Below are 23,075 nucleotides of genomic sequence, written 5' to 3'. Positions count from 1 at the left end.
GTCACCATGTGAAACTTGCAAGTTGCTATGGGATTCGTCGACAACTACGCTCCTTAGGGAATTTCACCCCAGCATTAGAACATGCCCGTCATACAAAAAAAGAGAGACAAGCATTACTCGTCTCTCTTAAAATATACCATTATTATTTTAGTATATTTATTTAATTTTATCTAATTTCTGTCCAATTTTCCTCTACTAGCCCAATAGTTCTTCTATAAAATCTATGGTCATTTGTAGCTTCCATTATTTCAAAATAAGCCCAATGTGATGAGTCTACATCTTTAAATAATTTTATTGAACCTACATTAGATAAATCTGTTAGTTGACCTATTATATCAACTTTTCTGTCAAACATCTTATTGCAAATTACTGTAGCTTCTGCCCTTGTTATATTGCCATCTGGTTTAAATGTCCCATCTGGATATCCTGTTATATATCCATTGCCAAAAGCTTTATTGATTGCATCTTCTGCCCAATGACCTTTAATATCTTCAAATGGAGCCACTGTAGTGTTTTCATTTCCAATATTTTTAATTAGTTGTGCAAATTCTGCTCTTGTTATCTTAGCATTTGGTTTAAAACTGCCATCTGGATACCCACTCATATAACCTGCTTTCACAATAGCATTAATATATGCATTGTACCAGCCACTTGGCGTATCTGTGAAGTTAGGTGCATTTATGTCTGCAACTGGCAGATTTAATAACCTTGTAAGGATTGCTGCAGCTTCTGCACGAGTCATGTTTCCATTTGGCATAAATGTGCCATCTGGATATCCACTCATATACGCATTATGAATTAGATATTCACGTTGTGGAACTATTTTTTCTTCAATTACTGGTTTTTCCTCTACATAAATAGGGAATTTAAAGTAATCATCATAATCTCTTTCTGGCCTTTCAGGTATAGGTGGCATAGGTCTATCAGGGAACTCTGGTATTTCAGGTATATCCGGAATATTTGGTTCCTCAGGTTTATTGTCCTTTATTACACTTTCCTCATCAGGAATTGATGGTTCTTTACCTTCTTCTATCTGCACTGCAACATATTTTTCGCCATCTTCTACTGGAGAAGGCAATTTAATTGCCCAAGTGCCGTCATCATTTACAATTGTTTCAAGTGTATCTCCACTAGGTAGAGTTACTATAATTTGTGAACCTGCCACACCTCTACCAGAAATTATCATATCACCAATTTCAAGTTTATTGATATCAGGCTTTCTTGAAGTTTTATCTTCTGGACTCTCTGTTAGTTTTACTAAATCAGTTGCAACAATAGTATCTACACTATTATCTGGATAAATAATAGTTGCATTACCTTTATTATCTACAGAAACTGTCGTGTTTTCAGGGAAAATATCTTTATTGGCTTCTTTAATCTTATCTGCGATTTCTTCCCTTTCAGTATCTGTAAGATTATTGATATCTCCTACTGGAGTTTTTGTTGGAATATTTGGTTCTATTGTATCTGCTAAAGGCTTAACTTCATCTTCAACAATAGTTACTTTAACAGTTATTCTATCCTCTGTTTTATCTGGATAAGTTACTGTTACATTTATATTATATTCTCCTGGCGAATTTCCATCTGGTAGTATTTGACCTTTGTCAATTGTTACCACTGGTTTTTGTTCTGCATCTTCAGGATAATCTGGAACTGTGACTGCTCCAATTATTTCATTTTCTGTTACTGATTCACCAAATTTCTTAGTAATCTCTTGTGCAACTGGATTATATTTAACTGCATCTGATGCCTCTTTTCCTTGCACAGTGACAGTACTTGCTTCAGTAGATTTTTTATCTTTTTCAGTAAATACTGCATCAATTGTATCTCCAGCTTTAAGTTCTTCTGTTAGATTTACAATATAGTTTCCATCTGTATCTTTTGTAGCGGTATAAGTTTTTTCGTTATCTTTACCTTTATTAACTACAACTTCTACTGTTCCATCTGTTTTTTCAGGAACTGTGATAGTTACTTTTGTATCTCCTTCAGTTGCAGGAAGAATTGTAGGTGTTTTTGATACATCTTTTTCTAAAACTTCTGCTGTAGTTTTGTTTGGTAATTTACCATTTTCTGTTTGAGTAACTTCTATTTTATCTCCAGCTTGAAGATTAGTCCCTTCTGGAACTTCAACTTTCCATGTTCCATCTGTGCCAACTGTTGTAGTAAGTTTTTCTCCACTTGGAAGACTGACTTCAATCTTTGCTCCAGCTACTCCAGTTCCGCCTATAGTTTTGTCACTTCCTCTAACATCATTTACTTTAGGTTCATTGGAAGCTGCTTTATTTGTAAAATTAGCAGTCGCAACTAAATTATCTGTAATCTTAGAATTTTCAGTTAATTCTGTTCCATCTTCACCAGTCCAGTTAGTAAAATCATAACCTTCATTAGGAACTGGATTTACTTTAGATGAAATATCTCCAAAAGTAACATTTTTAGTTTTATCAACATAGAATTTAAGTGTCTTATTGTCTCCAACTTTTTCTAATGTTCCATTTTCTCCAGCTTTTAACTCTACTAATACATAGCGTGTTTCATCTGGATTTTCAGTTTCACCAGAGTCAGGATTAGATGGATCTTTTGGAAGGACTGGAACTATAGCATCAGCTGTTACAATTGTAATCTTTGTAGTTTTCTCTTCAGAACTTCCGTCTGGATAATTAATTACAATAGTTACATCATGTGTACCAACTTCTGTTGGTGGTGTTTCTTTATAATTTACACTTGTTCCCGCTGGTAATTCATTTATATTACTTACATGTTTTTCAGCTATTGGAGTTTCGCCAGATATTACAGTTTGATTTATTACAGTAGGTTCGTTAGCGAGAGCTTGATTCTCATCAGCAGTTGCCGTTATTGTTACTGTTTCTTTTTCTGTAAAGTCTTTAATTCTCTTTAGTTCGTCTAACTTATCGCCATTTAATTTCCAAGGACTCTCAGAAACTTTATAACCATCCATTGGAGTTATTTCTGGTTTTGTTAAATCTCCCAATCTAACATCAGAATCTTTGCGAACATCGTAAATAGTTGTGCCTTTTAGTTCTTTAATTTTATTATCTTTTTCAAATACAACTCTTACATAACCATCTTTTATTGGAGTATCAGCATTTTCTACTGGAATGATATCTGGGTCTTTTTCTTCAACTGTAATTTTTACAGCTAGATTTTCCCTACTTCCATCACTATAGATTATTGTAACCGTGCCATCTTTTACTCCAGTAGTTGAAGTATCAGGTTCACTTGCCCAAACAATTACAGCTCCATCTGGTATAGCTACATCTTCGCCGTCCTTTGTAAATTTAACTGAGTCTGAAGCTAGAGGTTTTTGACCAGCTTTTACAGTTTGGTTGTTGTCAACTGGTGTATAAATTTCTGCTTCTTTTTTAGGAGGGTCTAGTACCTCTAAGTTCGCCTTAATTTCATCTTCAGATCCATCTGGATAAGTTATTTTTAAGGTAACTTCTTTTTCTCCTGCACTTGTAGTATCTGGAGCATCGCCCACAAATTCTACTTTTGTTCCAGTTGGTAATTTATCAAAAGTATCTTCTCCAACTTTTACCGATTTATTTAAGTTTGAAATAAAATCAGTTGGACTAACTGTAGCATCTTTACCTACGGATAAATTGTTAATAACCGGAGTATAACTTTCAGCATCAGTTTTTGCTACATTTGCCACTAAAGTTATATCTGAAGTTATCTTTTCTAAAATATCTAGGCTCTTAATTTCTCCTTCTTTTTTCCAGTTTGGCTCTGATACTTTAAAGCCTTCATTAGGATTTATAATCGGAGCTTTTTCTATAATATCTCCAAGTCTAACTGAACCATCAGGTTTAATATAATAAGTTTTTTCTCCATCAAGACTAGCATTGTCTCCTGAAGTAAATATTACTGTAACATATCCTTCTGGTTTAGTATTTCCAGTTCCAGGAATGATGCTCTCAAAGTTATCACTGAAGTTTGCCTTAATTGTAATTTCACTATTTACTTTTACAAATTCTTCATTAATTCTAGTTGCTTCCTTAACTATAGTTAAGTCATCTTTTGTCCAATCTTTGAAAATATAATTTTCTTTTGCAGTCACATTCACCTTTTCACTTAAATCTGCAAAAATTACATTTCCTTCCCTTACATCAACCCAGAATTCTGTAGAACCTGAATCTTCTTTAGCTATCACACTTCCTTTGTTTTCATCAGAAGTTACAAATTTTACTAGTGAATATCTTGATGTATCCGGATTAGTAGCATTATCTACATTCTTTGGAATGATAGAATCAGCTTTATAGAAACTTGCTTCAAAAGTTTTTTCACTTACATTGCCTTCTGTTTCAAGATTAGGATTCCAAGAACCAAATCTGTAACCTTCATTTCCCACAGGTGTAGGTGCCTGAACATCTGCCCAAGGAGTAGCATTTTTAACTAGGAGCGAAATGGCTTCTTTATTAGTTAAATCGCCCAATGTCAAAGTACCATTTTCTTTGGCCACATATCCCACAATAGTATAGTCAGAAAGTTTAATCTCATTTCCATCTTTATCTATTTTTGGAATATTTTCATCTGTTTTATCAGTTGGATTAACTTTGTCACTTGGCTCAAAAGCTATTACACTTTCATTTGAGAAAGGTACAACTGTTAAATTATCAGTGTTCGCCTTTACATTTTCATTGATACTTACTTCTACTGGTTTACCATTATTATCTGCAGTTAGTGTAGTATCATTTTCTGGGTTTGTTGTTAAACCATACTCTGCAAACTTTTCAAATGGAACATCTACTTTGTTTCCATTCTTATCTGTCAGTGTTACTACTAAAGATGTTAAATCAAGATTTTCTCCGTCTTTATAGTTTAGCTCTGGCTGAGTTTTGATTTCGATTTTATCGACATTTTCATTATCAAAATCTGTCGATACAGCTGACGCAGTAAACTCAATATCTTTATCTTGCATTTTAACATTCCAAGGTTCTTCAACATTCCAAGTAGGATTCTTATATCCCTCACTTGCAGTTAATACTGGGAATTTATCTTGTGGAAGAGTAGCTAACTCTTTAACTGCATAAGATTTTCCAAAGAGTGCATCATCTTCTACACCAGTACCTTTAGTTATTGTAACTTTGTGGTAGTTTTCTGGTAAATCAGCACTATCTGCACTAATTTCTTGTCCACTTGTTATAAAGTTTGCTATTCTGACATCGCCATCATTAACACTTCCAGTTAAATCTTCCCAATACCAAAAATCGTAACTTGCATTGGCAATTGTTTTTGGCATTTCAACATTTGCCCAATCTGTATTTTTAGATACTAATGCTGAAATTACAGATTCATTAGAAAGCTCACCTAAACTCAAAGTCCCCGAATTTTCTGGATTTAATTTGAATGCAACTACTACATAATTATTTCTATCTATAGTATTGCCATTAGAGTCAGTGGTTGGGATGTTTTCATCATTAGCATTAGCCGGATTATTTATATCGCTTGGTACAAATGCTATTACCGAATCTAGAGCTTCATATATAGCAGTAAACTCTTTATCAGGAAGCTGTTCTACATTTCCATAAGTTGGAAGTGTAGGACTCCACTCTTTAAATGCATTTCCCTCTTTTGTCGCTGTGATATTTTCAAGTCCTAGAACAGAAACTTCAGTGCCATTTAGAGCATCAATATAAAAATATTCTATATCCTTGATTTCCCCATAGCTAATTACTGCATCTGAATTTTCGCTATCTGCATTAAATTCAAGTCTAGTGTATCCTTCTCTTGGTGCATCTAATTTATTCGTACCAGTGACAATATTTTTAACGACAGTCACTTTAATAGTCGAATCATCACTAAAACGAGTTGCATCAGTTATAGGTTCCCCATTTAATGTCCAAAGAATAGACTCTTCAGAATTTACATTTAGAAGATTTTCTGCCTCAGATTTAATATCATGCCATATACTATCTTCTTTTACAGTTAATACATTGTTTTCTTTGTCAATTAAATTCTCTGACTCAACTGTTATCTTAATATTTCCTGTAGACTTAGCATCGGCTTTAATCTCTATCTCTTTTGGAGCTTTATCTCCAGCTTTTCCTACGATTAATGTTCCAGGCTCAGCAAGAAGGGTGTCCATTCCATCAGTATAAGTCCATCTCACTGGTTCTTCAAAATTACCAACTACATTGTAGTTTGGATAATAATAAGCTGGTAGAGTCATTCCATTTAAAACATCATAAATTTTAGCGTTTGTAAATTCAACTCCATTACCAGTGACAAACTTAACTCTTGTATAACCTTCTGGTATTTCGCCTATTCCATCAGTTTCAATAATATTTTGTTTTATACTAGCTATATATTCTCCGCTTTCATTAAATATATCGGGAATAGCTGGAGTCCAAGTAGTACCAGTATATCCATCATCTGCAACAATTTCAGGTATATCAAGGCCTAAAGATTTTGCATCTGACAAAGCAAGTCCTTGTTTTACATCATAAGTTATACTGTTATTTTCAACAGGATTTCCATTAATTTCAAGCTTTCCTTTAGCATCATCAGCGAGTTTAAAAGTCACTCTCAGCATGCCAGCAGGAACTGCACTCGATGTATCTTCTACAACTTTTATTCTATCTAAAATATTGATATTTACAGAATAAAGGAAAGATTTATTTCCAAATTCATCTCCTGACCTAAAAACAAAAGAACTTTGTCCACTTATTGTAGGTGTACCATTAATTGTCCACTGTCTATTATAATCTCCAATTGTCTTATCTAGAGATAGACCACTGTGTAAAATAGACGGATCAAATATTAAATTTGCATCCTTATCTGTAGTAATTTTTAGTGGCTTTATTGGCTCTCCTACAAAGCCCTCTATTTTATTTAAAGCACTAATTTTTGGAGCTTTTGTAACTAGTGTTACAGAATCTGTTGTAGTATTAGGATCTCTATCTGGTTCTTTTACTTTAATTTTATATATTTTACCGTCATTAGTTTCATTATGAGGAATTTTAAAAGTAATTTTGCCAGTTTCATCTGCTTTTACAGTTATAGGTGCTCCTTCAATTAAAACTTCTTCGCCTGCTTCATCAACTAATGTATATTCAGTATTTGAAGGCATTACTTTTGTTGGAATGCCATTTAATTCAAGCTCAAATTCTTTAGCTTCAATTACTGAATAATACTTATCGCCTTCGCTGATATTTTTTACCTGTTTGATATCAGTAGGAAGTCTAGATGGTTCATCTAACTGAACTATCATTTGAGTAACTGGAGATGTTGCAGCACCTTTTTGTGAAGAAGCTGTTATTTTATCATCAACTTCAAGTGGATCTTTTGTTTTTAAAACTAATTTTTCTGAATTCGAATTTTCTTTATCAAGGGAAATAGCTTCACCATAAGGGTTAAAAACAATTGTCCATTCTCCATTTTTATAAGTTGCGGTGTATTCTATGTCACTTTTACTATCTGCTGCAAAATCTATTTTCCCTTTTACTGTATAACTTTCATCTATATCTGTAATGTCGTCCTTAATATTAATAGTAATATCATTTCGCGGCTCTGTCTTTTTTACCTTTACTTGGTCAATAATCGGCATAACGACTTCAGCTTTTGTATTTGTCAACACTGTTTTATATCCATATGTGTCAAAATACCCAAAATCAGAAGTGTCATGTGGATTTACTGCATTATTATAATTTGTATCAGTAAAATGTGATCTAACAGTAGCACCTGTAAAAGCGTCTACTCCTCCTTCTCCTTCAAATCCGACAGGTTGAATTTTTCTTGGAGGTTTGAAAGTATCAGTACCAGGTGTACCCGACATAGGTGAGATTATTATTCCATAGTCTGTCATATCTGTTGAACCATTTTTAAAGGCTTGTTTCATCGTGTCGTCAACTAGTTCGACTACTAGATATGACATTCTCTTACCTTTTCCGTCATAAGATGGCATGTTTTCCCATATCACTTCTCCAGACCCAGTATAATCTTTTTCTGTGCCAGGCATAGGATAATATATGGCTTGACCATCTACATCTACTACTTCTCCACCAAAAGCACCCACTGCAGGTCTACCTAAAAGAGCTAATTGTAAATTATTTTTATTGTTATCAAGTGAATACTCAGGGCTCCATTCTTTTGAAGCTTTTACCGTGAAATATGGTTTCCATACAGCATAGAGTTTCATTCCGTCAGTATAATTTTCAGGTAAAGTGTATGTGTCGCCATCACGCAAAAATCTATCTATAACTTTACCATTTAATAAAGTCTCATTTTTATCAGGTTCTTTAGCGTCTTTATTTACAGAAAAACCAACAAGTGAATATCCTGGTCTTACAAAATCTCCTTGCCCGTAGACAGAAGTTAAAGTAACTTTATCACCAGGTTTTCCATTAGATATAGGCACATTTACTATTCCAGATTTTTCTATGCCATTTTCTGACCAGTTAGGCACTAGTGAAATACCTTTTTCACCCCATACTGCATACACAGTTTTATGTTCACTTATAGGAGATTTTTCATCGAAAATTAGAGGCTCTGTTTTCTTCCAATCATCAATATTTCTAACATGATTAGCATCTCCGCCAGCCTTTAGCTCTCTAAATTGCTGTTCTTGTGTCTTTTCACCATTTTTTAATTTGACAGTAGTCCAACCAATAATAGTCATACTATTATCATAATCATTTAAAAGCTTAGGCATATTAGTCTTGTAATTGCTTTCAGTTTCCTTAAAAATAAACTGTCTCTTAGCAAGTGCCTCTCCAGTTAATTTATTACCTTCATTATCTTCTAATTTTATATTATCTCCCACGAAACCATTAGGAGTATAATTAGGATTTAATTCTCCAGTAGATGGATTGTAATAATATTCTTTATTAAAAGGAACAATTTTTTCAACGTGGTCAATATTTGTTGTGCCAGATTTATAAATACCACCATTGTAGTCAAAATCTATTTTGGATTGAACTTGTTCAATTACCCATTTTCCAGGAAATATATTTTGTTTAACTGTTCTAAATTTTATAGGTGCATCCTTAACAAAACTGAAAGTAGAAGTCCCGTCAGATTTAGAAGATGTAAATTTATATCCATCGTATTGAGTTCCATTGATATCAATTGGTGTGGCTACACTATCAGTAGGTCTTCTAACATCAATTTTTTTGGAAGCTGGAAGTAATTGTCTTATTAAAACATCAGCTTCTACTCTCTTTGCGTAACCAGTCATTTCAGTTGAATCAGTAAATATTTCATCAACCTTTGGATTAAACTCATTTCTTGGAATTTGAATACCAATATTTTCTTTTGACTCGTAAAGATCTTCAAATTTAACTGAATTTAGTCCTGCATTAGCTGTAAAAGTCTTATCACCTAGAGTAATATTGGCACTAGTATTCTTATCATAAGCTGATAGAGTGTATATTTTAATATCCGTACCCTGTGGTATTGACATACCATCATGTAGAGTTTCTCTATATTTATTTGAAGTACTAGTAGTTGAATCAAAATAAAGATTACCTATTTGTCCTTCAGCATCAGCTGCATAAGGATAATTATTGTACCTAAAATATCTATCTCCAACCTTTACAATGATATCTGCATTCTTTTTGCTAAGTGATGTTTCAAAATTAACTTGTAATTTGCCACCAGCCGGAATATTTACATTTTCATTTAGAGTTAAATTATATTCTTTCCACTGATCGGCAGAACCTACTACATAAGATGTTGTTGCTATAAAGTTTTTAAGAAAATCTTCCTCTTCATATAACTTCTCTAGCTTTTCTTCATCTATGTTATATTCAAATACAGTGTATACACGGACTATGTCCTTAGTAGCACCCCAAGTTGCATAGTCATTTAGTTTAGGAATAGTAACTGTTCTAAAACTATCTTCTCTATTAAAACCATTTGGTGCAAAAATTATTCTCTCATTAGAACCGTCATTATTAAAATCTGAATTTTTAAATTTAATAGAGATATTATTATTCCATCTGCTTAAATTATAATCTGCAAGATATATTTGCCCCACATTTCCATCTTGGTCTGTTTTCAAAATATTCTTAAAAGCAGTCGGTATTATTTGTTTTAAACCAACTATATCCATCTTACCTGTTAAAGTGTCATTTTTTTGATATCCATAATATATAAGTACCTTTTTTTGTACATCATCATATATTGCAAAACTTGTAGTACCATAAATATCAAGTTTTTCAGGTTGATCATAATACCTTTGCGGTAAACTCTTAGAAAAAGAACCTGAAGCAAAAGGCACCATGGTAGCTTTTGTATAAGACTGATATGTGTGACCATTTCCAAAAGAATTGGATAGCACCGAAGTCTCAGCCATATCAGTAATACGATTTTGTATTAAATAGTCTTTATTCAAATCATTTACAGTTACGCCACTATTTAATACAATATCAATCGGAATTCTGATATCCTTACCACCAAATGACCCTTCAATTAAGCCGCCAGTACCGTAAAATGGAATCTGTTTAGCATTTGCAGCATTATTAGAGCCAAATGAAACATCACCATTTTTAGTGTGAATTTTAGTATCATTCCAATTAATCTTATTAAAAAGGTCTGGATCAAATTTAAAAATAACCTTTTGCCAGTAACTAGATTTAACAGTTTGTCTATGTTGCCATGCAAATCTAATCACCGTTTGACCTTTAGCATTAACATAGTTTCCATCATATACAAGAGAAGTTACCTTCACTGGATCTTGTGTACTTATAGAAACTGGTTTTGTAGTTTTGGGCAATGCCCAATAATTAGCATCAATCTCTTCTAATGCTGCATTGTCCCAATTAGGTTTTTCCACTGCTGCAAAAATATTAACAGGAAATGTACCTATCAATAACAAAATTGCGAGAAACAGTGTGATAAACCTTTTCTGTCGTATCATATTTTCCCTCCTAAGTTTTAATTCTAAATTTCATAAAATAAGTATATTTATTATTTCACAAAATTTAAAATTACATATAAAATATCAGAGCTATAAAATAGCTCAAAATTAAAATAATTTATACAATAAATTTAGCACAGAAAAAGCACGAAAACAATACATATGAGCACTAATCATTAGTGATATGGAAATTTTTATAAACAAAATCGTTTGTCTATTGAAAAATATAAATACTTTTTATGTGCTATCATTGTAATTTAATATATACCCCAAATTAATATATGAAAAATACTATAATCAATTCAATATTACATTTGTGTAAAAAAAATAGCACTCCTAAGAAATGCTATTTTTACAATACTATATTGATTATAATTAAATTTGAATTTATAACTTTATTTCGAATAATTTATACTCAAAAATTATGCAATTAATTTTTAAAACTGTGTACTGGTGCAGGAATATTGCCTCCTCTATTGGCAAATTTGTCACAAGAACCAGGATGCACTGGCATTATCGGCGCTGACCCTAGAAGTCCACCAAAATATGCCTCTTCTTTTACATTTTTTCCAATAACTGGAATAATCCTAACTGCTGTAGTTTTATTATTTATTATTCCTATCATAGCTTCGTCTGCTATCATTGCAGTTATAGTTGATGGTTTAGTATCTCCCGGAATTGCAATCATATCAAGCCCAACTGAGCAAACAGAAGTCATCGCTTCCAATTTATCCAGAGAAATCTTACCACTTCGAGCTGCTGCAATCATGCCTTCATCTTCACTCACGGGTATAAATGCTCCACTGAGACCACCTACATGATTCGATGCCATTATTCCGCCTTTTTTGACTGCGTCATTTAAAAGTGCCAGTGCCGCAGTAGTTCCATGTCCGCCTACAGTTTCAATTCCTATTTCTTCTAATATTCTCGCAACAGAATCTCCAATAACAGGTGTTGGGGCAAGCGACAAATCAATTGTTCCAAAATTAACTCCTATTTCTTTTGCCACTTCTTTTCCTATCAATTCTCCAAGTCTAGTTATTTTGAAAGCTGTCTTTTTTATAGTTTCCGAAAGAATATTGAAATCTTTGTCACGCACTTTTTCAATTGCATATTTCACCACCCCTGGACCAGAAACTCCCACATGTAGAACTACATCGCCCATACCTACACCATGAAAAGCTCCCGCCATAAATGGATTATCTTCCACTGCATTTGCAAATACAACAAGTTTTGCACAACCTATAGAATCATTATCTTTAGTTTTTTGTGCTGTTTCTACTATGACATCACCCATGAGTTTTGCAGCGTCCATATTTAGTCCCATTTTTGTATTTCCCACATTAACAGAAGAACATACAAAATCAGTATTAGAAAGTGCTAGTGGAATAGATTTAATTAATTTTTCATCAGATTCTGTCATCTCGCCTTGCACAAGAGCCGAAAAACCACCAATAAAATCAACACCAATTTCTTTGGCTGCCTTATCTAAAGTCCTCGCAAATTCTACATAATTATCATCATTTGATGCAGCAGCAATAAGTGAAATTGGAGTAACCGATACTCTTTTATTAACAATTTCAACTCCGTATTTTTTGCCAATTTCATTAGCCTTTTCTACTAAATTTTTTCCATATTTGACGATTTTTTTATAAATTTTTTCGCGTGCTTTTTCCCCATCACTATCAATACAATCTAAAAGCGATATCCCCAAAGTTACGGCTCTGATATCTAGATTTTCTTGATCGAGCATGCGGACAGTTTCCAGTATTTTATTTTTATCCATAACTATCCTCCATTAAATTTGATGCATTTTTTCGAAAATACCTTGATGTTGAACTCTAATAGATAGACCCAACTTTTCGCCTAGTTTTTCGTATGCATCTACCACTTCAGGAAACTCAGCATTCATTTTAGTTAAATCAACTACAACTATCATGGTAAAATAGTCATCTAAAATTGTTTGAGTGATATCTACGATATTTAATTCAAACTCTACCATTTTTTTTACTACTTCATATACAATTCCAATTCGGTCAATACCTACAACTGTTATAACTGCTCGCATAATACACCTCCATAAAAATTAATAACATTATACCATAATTTAGTGCGTTGTATGAAAAAAGTTATAGTAATATCACTTATATAAGATTAAACCATCTTATTTCGTGGTTTGGGTGTTTGAATACTTTTTATTTGAAACTATACAGATTCTCTCCACCACATGCAGATCCTCCGACTACAGAAATCTTGACAGATTTCTTTTGCTCAGGATGACATGGGAGAGGGAATATTCTCCCCACTATATGCAAGACTCTTTATGCGTTCGCTATGCTTTTTAGTCGAGATGACATTGGAAAGATCAACGACAACCCCTACAACTGTCATTCCGAGCGGAAAACCCAAAGGGTTCGTAGTCGAGGAATCTGCCTGTAGAGTAGCCGTTCTGTAAAAATTAATAGAAGTCTTTTTAATAAATATTTTTTTATACTGCCATCTTATTATTCTTTCGAAGGAAGGAAAGTGGGCATTCCGCTTCCGCTGCGAGGCCCCCTTTCCTTTCCTTCGAGCTACCAACCAAGCCCCCACGCCTTTTTTAGACAAAGTTTTAGCCTCTTTAGTTTTTCTTTACCTCGCAAAAAGACGGATTTTTAAAACTCGCTTACGCTCAAACAGTTAAAAATCTTTTTCGACTTTTTGCTATGATTGTTCGTGGTTTGGGTGTTTGAATACTTTTTATTTGAAACTCTACAGATTCTCTCCACTACATGCAGATCCTTCGACTTCAGAAATCTTGGCAGATTTCTTTCGCTCAGGATGACATGGTAGGGGAAAAGTTCTCTCCATTACAAGCAAGACTCTTTATGCGTTGGCACGCTTTTTAGTAGAGATTTCTTATAATATTTAGTTTTATTATTTGAATAAATATAATATACAATCTTCCACTAAAAATAGATTTTGGCAACAAAAAAGATCGGATATTCCGACCTTTTTCATTTTTAATATAATTAAACTCTATAAAATTTTCAATATCATATATAATTCAGGTATTTTATATCTTTTTTCTGATACTCTCTCTATTTATCCCTGAATAAATAAAAATCTCGCGTTGGATATTAGGATTATTTACTATAAAATAACGAATTGTTTTATCGAATATTAAATAATAATAGTCTTCATTATTTCCATCATGTTTCCTGATAAAAACAAGTTCTAATGTTAGTAGTTTTCCAAATGAGTATTTGCAGACTTCATCTTGCTTCTCTTGCTAATATTCATCTATACTGTCATAAATAGAAATTACTACTTCATTATTTTTTTTTGAGTTTTTTATTTAGCCGCAAACACAGTATTATTACAAAGTACAACAATTATTACAAAAATGACAACTAATCTTTTCATAAATTATCGTTCTTCTTTTTACATTATTTACACTAGAGCTTTGTTTATCTTTTCAGTTTTTGGTTCTTTCAATTCTTCTTTTGATATTATATCCTTGACTTTCATAAGTCTTGTTATATTGGCTCTTTCGTTTTCGTCAAGCTTTGCTCTTATATATTTTATGGTGTCTTTCAAGTCTGGTATTGTCTTATACTCTAGAGCATTAACTCTCCTTCTTGTTTTTTCAATTTCATCTGCCATTAACTGGGCTGCTTTTTCTTTTTGTGCTAATTCTAAAAGCTCGTCCATAACTTCTGTAAGATCTTCTATAGCAAAGTCCAAGTCAGCAGTTGTTTGTGCATATCCATAGGGATATCTCGAAGCATTTTCTGATATTTTTTCAGTTTTAAAACTCATCTTTGGTACATTTACTGACATTACATTTTTCTTTTGTATATCTACAAAAGTCTTCATAGTGGGTAGTGCTATTGCTTCTTCTAACATTTGAGGGCTCATTGTTGCAGACGCCATCAAAAAAGATTTGAAGGATTCTTGTAATTTTTCTTCTACTTCTTCTCTGAGTTTCTTGTTCTCTTTTATGAGATTGATAAATTGCCTCATGAGCTCATCTTGTTTATCTTTTAAAAGCTTATGTCCTCTGGTTGAGGTTTCGAGCCTGTCTTTTAATATTGACAGATTCATTCTTGTGGGATTTATATTCATCTTTGCCATTATAATCCCTCATTTTCTATTTTATTTTCCTCTGCTTCATTTATTTGAGTACCTTCTATATCCGAATTGTTATTTGCCTCTACAGCCTCTTTTTCTCCTAGATAAAATCTTTCTATCAATTCGTCATCAATTCTCTTAAGTTCTCTCTTAGGAACTAGTGAAAGAAGTTCCCACCCAATGTCTAGTGTTTCTTCAATTGCTCTATTAGTCTCAAAACCTTGCGATACATATCTTTCTTCAAATTTTTCAGCAAATTTGGCAAAAGCTTTATCAGTTTCTGAAAGGGCTGTTTCTCCTAATATTGCAGAAAGTTCTTTTGCTTCTTTACCGGCAGTATATGCTGCATATATTTGGTTCATCGTATCTGCATGGTCTTCTCGAGTTTTTCCTTTGCCTATACCTTTGTCTTTAAGTCTTGATAATGATGGTATGGCATTTATTGGCGGCTCAAGTCCCTGTTTATAAAGTTCTGTGGAAAGTATTATTTGTCCTTCTGTTATATATCCAGTAAGGTCAGGTATTGGGTGAGTTATGTCACCTTCAGGCATTGTCAAAATTGGTATTTGTGTTATAGAACCATTTCTACCTTTGATTTTACCCGCTCTTTCATAAATACCTGCAAGGTCTGTATATAAATAACCTGGATATCCACGTCTTCCTGGTACTTCTTTTCTCGCTGCAGAAACTTCACGAAGGGCTTCTGCATAATTTGTCATATCTGTCAATATTACAAGTACGTGTTTGTTTTGCTCAAACGCCAAATATTCTGCACAAGTTAGTGCCATTTTAGGAGTGGCAAGTCTTTCTATTGCAGGGTCATCTGCTAAATTTATAAATAATACCGATCTATCAATGGCTCCTGTTTTTGTAAGGTCATCAATAAAGTACTGTGCTTCTTCAAATGTGATTCCCATAGCTGCAAAAACTACAGCGAAGTCTCCGCCTGAAAGCACTGTTGCTTGTCTTGCAATTTGTGCAGCAAGCTCATTATGTGGCAGTCCTGCTGCTGAAAATATTGGAAGTTTTTGTCCTCTAACTAAAGTGTTTAGACCATCAATTACAGATATTCCCGTTTGAATAAATTCTGATGGAAAGTCTCTTGATACTGGATTTATTGCAGTACCATTTATATCTATTTTTTCTTTGGGAATTATTTTAGGCCCACCATCAATAGGTGCCCCAAGCCCATCAAAGACTCTGCCTATCATATCAGGTGATACTCCAAGCTCTAGAGGCTTTCCTAAAAATCTAACATTAGTATCTTGAAGGTTAATACCACTTGAACCTTCAAATATTTGTACCATGGCCTTGTCGCCTTCTATTTCTATAACACGACCACGTCTTCTTTCTCCTGTTTGTATTTCAATATCTACAAGTTCCTCGTAAGTAACTCCTTCGACACCTTCTACTGCCATAAGAGGGCCAACTACTTCCGTTACTGATTTATATTCTTTAAGCATCTATTTCGGCACCTCCTATTTCTAAATCTTTCAATGAATTATCTATCTCTTCTTTTATCGAATCAATTTCTTCCAATTTTTCGTTGTCAACATATTTCATTCTTGCAATTCTTTCTTTTACATCTAGAGATTCAATTTCAGAGAAGTAAACGCCTTTATCTAAAGCTTCTAGTGATTTGTCATAAAAGTATAAAATTGTATCGAGCATTTTATACTGTTTTTCTAAAGGACAATAGGTATCTACATCATGGAATGCATTTTGTTGTAAAAAGTCCTCTCTGATTGACTTTGTTATATCAAGTTTTAATTGGTCTTTTTCAGATAATGTATCACGCCCTACTAGACGAACTACTTCCAAAAGGCCTGTTTCTTCTTGCAATAATGCTGTTGCTCTTTTTCTGTTAGCAGAAAATGCATCATTTAAATTCTCATCTAAATATTTATCTATTTTTGTTTGATATAAAGAATATGAATCTATCCAGTTAATAGCCGGGAAGTGACGTTGATAAGATAAATCATAGTCGAGCTTCCAGAATATTTTAACAATTCTCAAAGTATTTTGTGTAACAGGCTCAGAAATATCTCCACCTGGAGGAGAAACCGCACCAATTACAGATAAAGCTCCTTCTCTTTCTTCTGCTCCATTTACAATGACACGTCCTGCTCTCTCATAAAACTCTGCAATTCTAGATGCAAGATAAGCAGGATAACCCTCATCACCAGGCATCTCTTCAAGACGCCCACTCATCTCACGAAGAGCTTCTGCCCAACGGGATGTAGAGTCAGCCATCATAGCAACAGAATAACCCATATCTCTAAAGTATTCCGAAATTGTAATTCCTGTATAAATCGAAGCCTCACGTGCAGCTACGGGCATATTTGATGTATTTGCAATTAAAACCGTCCTCTTCATTATTGACTCGCCTGTGTCTGGATCAATAAGTTCAGGAAATTCCATCAATACATCAGTCATTTCGTTGCCGCGTTCGCCACATCCTACATATACTACAATTTCAGCATCTGCCCACTTGGCAAGTTGATGTTGTACTACTGTTTTTCCTGATCCAAAAGGACCTGGAATTGCCGCCGTACCACCTTTAGTTATTGGGAAAAATGTATCGATAACTCTTTGACCTGTAACTAAAGGTTCTTTAGGGTCAATTTTTTTTGCAAAAGGTCGCCCACGTCTAACGGGCCATTTTTGCATCATAGTAAGTTCTTTATCGCCATTTTCTGTTTCTAGAACTGCTATAGTATCTACTACAGTAAATGAACCACTCTTTATTTCTTTTAATTTTCCCTTTATACCATTTGGCACCATTATTTTATGAGTAACAACAGCTGTTTCTTCTACTGTACCAAGAACATCGCCACTTACTAGTTCATCCCCAACTTTTGCAAGTGGTGAAAACTCCCATTTCTTTTCCCTATTTAGTGGATTTACAGTTACTCCTCTTTTTAAAAAGTCTCCAGCTTCATCTTTTAGCATTTCAAGAGGACGTTGTATTCCATCAAACATTTCTTCTATCATGCCTGGTCCAAGTTCTACAGAAAGAGGTGCTCCAGTTGTATAAACATCATCTCCAGGTCCAATACCAGTTGTTTCTTCGTATACCTGAATAGAAGCCTTATCTCCTCTCATCTCTATAACTTCGCCTATTAATTTATCTTTTGAAACTTCAACCACGTCATAGACATTGGCATCTTCCATGCCTTCTGCCACTACAAGTGGTCCGGATACTTTAATTATCTTTCCTGATTTCAATAAAGCTCCTCCTTACAATATATTAGCTCCTACTGCTTTCTCTACATTTTTATTTAATTTTTCCATTCCAATTCCAAGACTACCTTTATTAGACGGTATCAAAATAATTGCCGGTACAAGCTTATCGTCATATCTTGAAATAGTGTTTGGTATTTTAGCTGCCAATTCTTCTGTGATAAATATAACTCCGTAGTCGTCTTTTGAGAGTTTATCTACAATAGCTCTTGCCTTGTCTTTCTCATATGCTACATATACATCTACACCAATAGCTTTAAAAGATAGGACAGAGTCTTTATCTCCTATTACTGCTATTTTATACATAATTATCACGCAACTTTCCTCTGATAAATTCTTTATCAAGCCCATTTAATTTAGAAACCAAAACTATTCTCAAGTTTTTTATTTCCATTTCTTTTGCTAGAGCATATGCGAAAATAACCTCTGGACCAAAAGTAATATATTTTACCTCTTTAATTAAATCTATAAAATAATTGTCCATTTCTAATTCAAAATCTGTCAAAGTCTTGTTTTCTTTATAATTTTCAAGTCCTTCTTTTACATATTTATAAATTTCTAGTTTTTTCAAAGTATCACTATCATTTAAATCTGCTTTCAAAAGATAATAATATGAATCTTTAGAGATATTTCCTCCATCTATCAACACATTTGTGAGAAATTCACTACCAGCACCTTCGGATTTTACTCTTAAAAGTGTCCTGATATTAGTAAAGTCAATTAAATTTTTAACATATCGTATAAATAAATCCACTTTAGACTCTTCTGCTATTTCTAACAATTCTCTAAAATACTCATTATCAAAAAATACATCAATAATTTGAGGATCATGAGTCTCTTCGTAAAGTTCTTTAGCGTTTAATAGCATTTCTTGATACTTATCTCTAGAAATTTCTTTCTTTAGAGCTTCACGATAATTTTTTAAGTCAAAATCCTTCACCAAAATATACAGATGCGAAAAGTCTTCTTTCTGAATATTTTCTTTTATCAAAACTTTCATATTGTGATAAAAATATTTAAGGCTTACCATATCAACTGGAGTATCTTCAGGTGATAGTTCATATAAATCTCTAAATAGTTTTGTAAGCTCATTTGACAGCATATCTTCGTATTTGGTAGGAGACTCAAGTTTATTCAAATATTCATTATAAACTGTATCCGTTAAAGCTCTAAGCGTATCTTTTAGTGATTCTTGCTCTGATAATCTCATAAAATTTTCATTTTTTAAGAGTTTTTTTTCAAGAATGCGGACACGTGCCGAACTTTGGATAAATTTATTTCTATCCATAAATGACCTCCTAATTATCAAAGAGTTCTTCCGCTAAATCTTTTTCTAAATCTTCTCTTGAAGACTCTAGTATAGATTCAAAATCGCCATTATACAAAACATTATCTTTGTGCAATTTAAAACCATTTTGAACATCTTTATCTGAAACAGTAACACCGAGATTTGCTGTTTTTATAGCTTCTCTATATTTTTTTGGAACATCTATTACATCTTTTTCGCTCAAATTTATCTCTTTTAAATTATTCTTAACATAATTAATAAATTCTTCTTCACTTAAATTATCAAGCTCATGCAAAACTTTATTTAAAACCTCATCAATTTTAGACTGTTTTGCCGTAATTATCATATCTCTAGCTTTTAACTTAGCTTGAGAAGAAGCACGCATCAAGATATTGTTTCTATCTTCACGAGTTGTTCTTAAAATTTGATAAACGGCTTTTCTGCCCTTATCCTTACCACTCGCTATAATATTTTCTCTTTTTGCTTCTGCTTCTTTAACGATAACATCTGCTTGTTTTTCTGCATCATCTTTAATTTTCGCCAATATGTTATCTAATCCAGCCATAGTATCACCTAGGCTCTAAATAATATAAAGAAAGAAATTGCAAAAGCAAGGATAGCATAAAGCTCAACCATTACTGCAAAAATGATACCTTTAGCTTGTTGCTCTTCATTTTTTGCTAGTATATTAATACCAGCTACAGAAACCTTTCCTTGAGAAATGGCAGAAATTAAACCAGCAAGTCCAATAACTGCACCACTTGCCATATACATAAATCCTGTATCCACAGGAGTATCTACCGATAATCTAAATAAAATAAATAGACCAATAACGAAACCATATAAACCTTGTGTACCTGGCAATAATTGTAAAACTAATGACTTACCAAATTTGTCTGGTTCATCAATTACAACACCAGCCGCAGCTTCCCCTGCCATTCCTACACCTTTAGCGGAACCAGCACCCGCAAGTGCAACTGCCAAAAATATACCAATTGCTCCCATCATTAGTCCGCCATATTGTGATATTAACTCATTAAACATATTTCTCCTCCTAGTCTATATTAAAATAATCTGAATTTTCTATCATCTTCTTGAAAGGTATTCCGCCACCTTCATAGAACTTATTAAACATCTCTACATAAGTAAGCCTAGCTGTATGCACATAAGCTGACAAATAAGAAAGAAATGCATTAAAAAGTTGAAATGCTACAAAAATTAAAATTGCAAAAATTTTTCCTATAATTCCAGAACCGAATAACATTCCTGCAATCATATTGATAGCAAGGCCCAAAAACGAGCCCGATAAAACTAAAGCCATTAGTCTTAGATATGAAACAAAATCACCAAGATAAGAAGTTATCCCATAAAGAGAATATACTCCCCATCCAATTTTACCTGCCGTAGACTCTTCACTTCGTCCACCTGTAGCTACAATACCTATCATTCCAATTATCATGACTGCCAAAAACACTTTTTTATATGGCATTAATATATCAATTGGACCTCCTAACAAAAATCCAATCACGCCAATTAAAGCCATGTACCAAAAACCTACATCAAAAAGAGCATCTTTTGGTTTTCCATCTCTTAAGTTCATATAAGCTTTAATTCCCAAAGCAAAGAATATATGAATACCACCAAGTATTAGAGAAATAATAACAAGTAAAGTAGAATCCTCAGCCGGGTCAATCAAACTTGGCAAATCAATAATTCCTCCAAAAAACGAACCAAAAATAAGTCCAAAAATTATTGTAGAAATAGAAAGATAATTAAAAAACTTAATAAAACGCCTTTTCTTCTCAGTTAAATTAAAAGTTTTTAAAGCAAATAAAGTACCTAAAAAAACTAAAAGACCATAGCCAAAATCACCAACCATTATTCCAGCAAAAATAAAGTAAAAAGGTGCAAAAAATGGTGTCGGGTCAATTTCATTGTATTTAGGCATAGCATACATCTCTGTCATTAACTCAAAAGGACTTACAAAAGAATTATTTTTAAGTAAAATTGGCACATCTTTCGAATCCTTATTTGCATCTTTGCCACTTAAATAATAATTTTCACCGCAAACTTTTTGAACTTCAGACTCAAAATCTTTTAATTTATTATCTGGAACATAACCCTCAATAAGGTCAAGTTCTGTAGTCTTTAAAAACTTCGACTCCGACATAATCTTTATTTTTTCGTTGCGATAAAACTCATAACTTATCTTGAAGTCATCTAAATATACCAAATACTTTTTTAAATTTTCATCAATATTATTATTTTTGTCACTTAAATCTTTTTTTAAATTTTCATAAAAATTGATTTTATCAATAACTCTATCTTCTGCCTTGATACTTAATGGAGTAAAACCATAAGTTGTCAGAAGTTCTTTAACCTCTTTATCAATAGAAAAATCTGCAATAATCAAATAGTAATAATAATTCTTGTCTTGTGAAACTCTCTCAACATGCATAAGATCAAATTTTAAAATCTCTTCTTCGAACTCCTGTGCATACTTTGATGACACGGTTCCTGTGTAAACATTTACAGAATCGAGAGAATTAATATCGTCCATAGAAGAATCAAGCTTCTTCCACGGCTTTAAATCTGCAATTTTTGAATCTATATTTTGAATTTCACTCTTGTTTTTATCCTTTTGATTGATTAAAGACTTTATCTCACCATCAATTTTCTCAAAAGGGAAACTAATAGCTTTCTCTTCTAATTCCTCTAGACTTATATCCTCGACACCCTCTTTTAAGCTTTTCAATAAATTTTCTTTATCTTTAAACTTAAGTAGAAGGTCTATATCATCTTTAGATCTCTTAATTTTATTATCAATCTCAATAAGTTCCTCAGATGACTTTGGTCTAGAAAATTCCTCATCAAAACCATCTTCCACATCAGTTTCCACAAGATGAACATAATTAAACTTCTGAAATCTATCCAAAAGCTTTTCTCTATTTTCATCAAAGGTAAAGAGGTTAAATTTTTTCATTTTAACTATTGCCATTATTATTCACAATCCTCTCTACAACTGATTTAATTGCATTCGAAGCTAAATTAACATCAATATTAGATAAATCATCTATTTCTGCCTTAGCCTCATCAATTATCGGTATGCTGTCTTTTTCACCCTTTACTCTTGCCTTCTCAAGAATATGAGCACGGTTTTCTTTGGCCTTTGAAACTAAATCATCATAGGCCTGTTTGGCATCGATCTTAGCAGATTCAATAATCTCTTTTGATTTTGAATTCGCATCATCAATGATTTTTTTAGCATCTGCTTCAGAGTCTCTGACTCTTTTTACAGCATCTGTTGACACCAAATCACCCCCTATAAAGCACTATAATTAATTATATCACTAAAATATCTTCAATAATAGAATATAATACCAGTAAATCATTTTACTGTGATAAATTTCTATTTATTTGCATAAAAAATAAAATAAGTAGCGATATAAGATATAATATAAAATAAAACGATGACCTCTCTTAATCATCGATAATTTAATTATACCCATATTATAATGCTTTTATTTACAAATTGTAACTCAAAAAACCTAA

At 32.9% G+C, this 23,075-nt stretch carries 12 protein-coding genes; all 12 read right to left on the bottom strand.

The window, feature by feature from the left end:
- Nucleotides 1–166 precede the first annotated feature (166 nt).
- Nucleotides 167–10,879, bottom strand: a complete 10,713-nt coding sequence (locus ABID14_RS08480) for a Rib/alpha-like domain-containing protein (protein ID WP_354369089.1) — start codon at nt 10,877–10,879, stop codon at nt 167–169.
- A gap of 430 nt (nt 10,880–11,309) precedes the next feature.
- Nucleotides 11,310–12,665: a PFL family protein gene (locus tag ABID14_RS08475; RefSeq protein ID WP_354369087.1), complete on the bottom strand. Its 1,356-nt coding sequence runs from the start codon at nt 12,663–12,665 to the stop codon at nt 11,310–11,312.
- Between the two features lie 12 nt (nt 12,666–12,677).
- Nucleotides 12,678–12,947: an ACT domain-containing protein gene (locus ABID14_RS08470; RefSeq protein WP_354369085.1), complete on the bottom strand. Its 270-nt coding sequence runs from the start codon at nt 12,945–12,947 to the stop codon at nt 12,678–12,680.
- 1,364 nt (nt 12,948–14,311) lie between these two features.
- Nucleotides 14,312–14,995 (bottom strand): V-type ATP synthase subunit D, encoded by a 684-nt coding sequence (locus ABID14_RS08465; RefSeq protein WP_354369083.1) that lies wholly within the window; start codon nt 14,993–14,995, stop codon nt 14,312–14,314.
- Nucleotides 14,995–16,455, bottom strand: coding sequence for a V-type ATP synthase subunit B (locus ABID14_RS08460; protein ID WP_354369081.1), 1,461 nt, complete (start codon nt 16,453–16,455; stop codon nt 14,995–14,997). The genes ABID14_RS08465 and ABID14_RS08460 overlap by 1 nt, the downstream gene beginning before the upstream one ends.
- The gene (locus ABID14_RS08455; RefSeq protein WP_354369079.1) at nt 16,448–18,220 is read right to left on the bottom strand and encodes a V-type ATP synthase subunit A; all 1,773 of its coding nucleotides are present in this window, start codon (nt 18,218–18,220) and stop codon (nt 16,448–16,450) included. Before ABID14_RS08455 ends, ABID14_RS08460 begins: the two co-directional genes overlap by 8 nt.
- Nucleotides 18,221–18,232: 12 nt before the next feature.
- A complete protein-coding gene (locus ABID14_RS08450; RefSeq protein ID WP_354369091.1) occupies nt 18,233–18,544 on the bottom strand; it encodes a V-type ATP synthase subunit F in 312 nt (103 codons plus the stop codon).
- Complete coding sequence (locus ABID14_RS08445) at nt 18,534–19,523, bottom strand: V-type ATP synthase subunit C (protein ID WP_354369077.1); 990 nt, start codon at nt 19,521–19,523, stop codon at nt 18,534–18,536. Before ABID14_RS08445 ends, ABID14_RS08450 begins: the two co-directional genes overlap by 11 nt.
- Before the next feature lie 10 nt (nt 19,524–19,533).
- Nucleotides 19,534–20,088, bottom strand: coding sequence for a V-type ATP synthase subunit E (locus ABID14_RS08440; RefSeq protein WP_354369076.1), 555 nt, complete (start codon nt 20,086–20,088; stop codon nt 19,534–19,536).
- Between the two features lie 8 nt (nt 20,089–20,096).
- The gene (locus ABID14_RS08435; protein WP_354369074.1) at nt 20,097–20,567 is read right to left on the bottom strand and encodes a V-type ATP synthase subunit K; all 471 of its coding nucleotides are present in this window, start codon (nt 20,565–20,567) and stop codon (nt 20,097–20,099) included.
- Nucleotides 20,568–20,577: 10 nt separating this feature from the next.
- Entirely contained in the window at nt 20,578–22,521 is a 1,944-nt protein-coding gene (locus ABID14_RS08430; RefSeq protein WP_435529960.1) for a V-type ATP synthase subunit I, read from the bottom strand.
- Entirely contained in the window at nt 22,508–22,834 is a 327-nt protein-coding gene (locus tag ABID14_RS08425; RefSeq protein WP_354369070.1) for a hypothetical protein, read from the bottom strand. The genes ABID14_RS08430 and ABID14_RS08425 overlap by 14 nt, the downstream gene beginning before the upstream one ends.
- Nucleotides 22,835–23,075 lie beyond the last annotated feature (241 nt).

Source organism: Peptoniphilus olsenii, from assembly GCF_040545475.1.
Taxonomy (GTDB): domain Bacteria; phylum Bacillota; class Clostridia; order Tissierellales; family Peptoniphilaceae; genus Peptoniphilus_A; species Peptoniphilus_A olsenii.
This window is presented reverse-complemented; position numbering and strand designations above follow the sequence as displayed.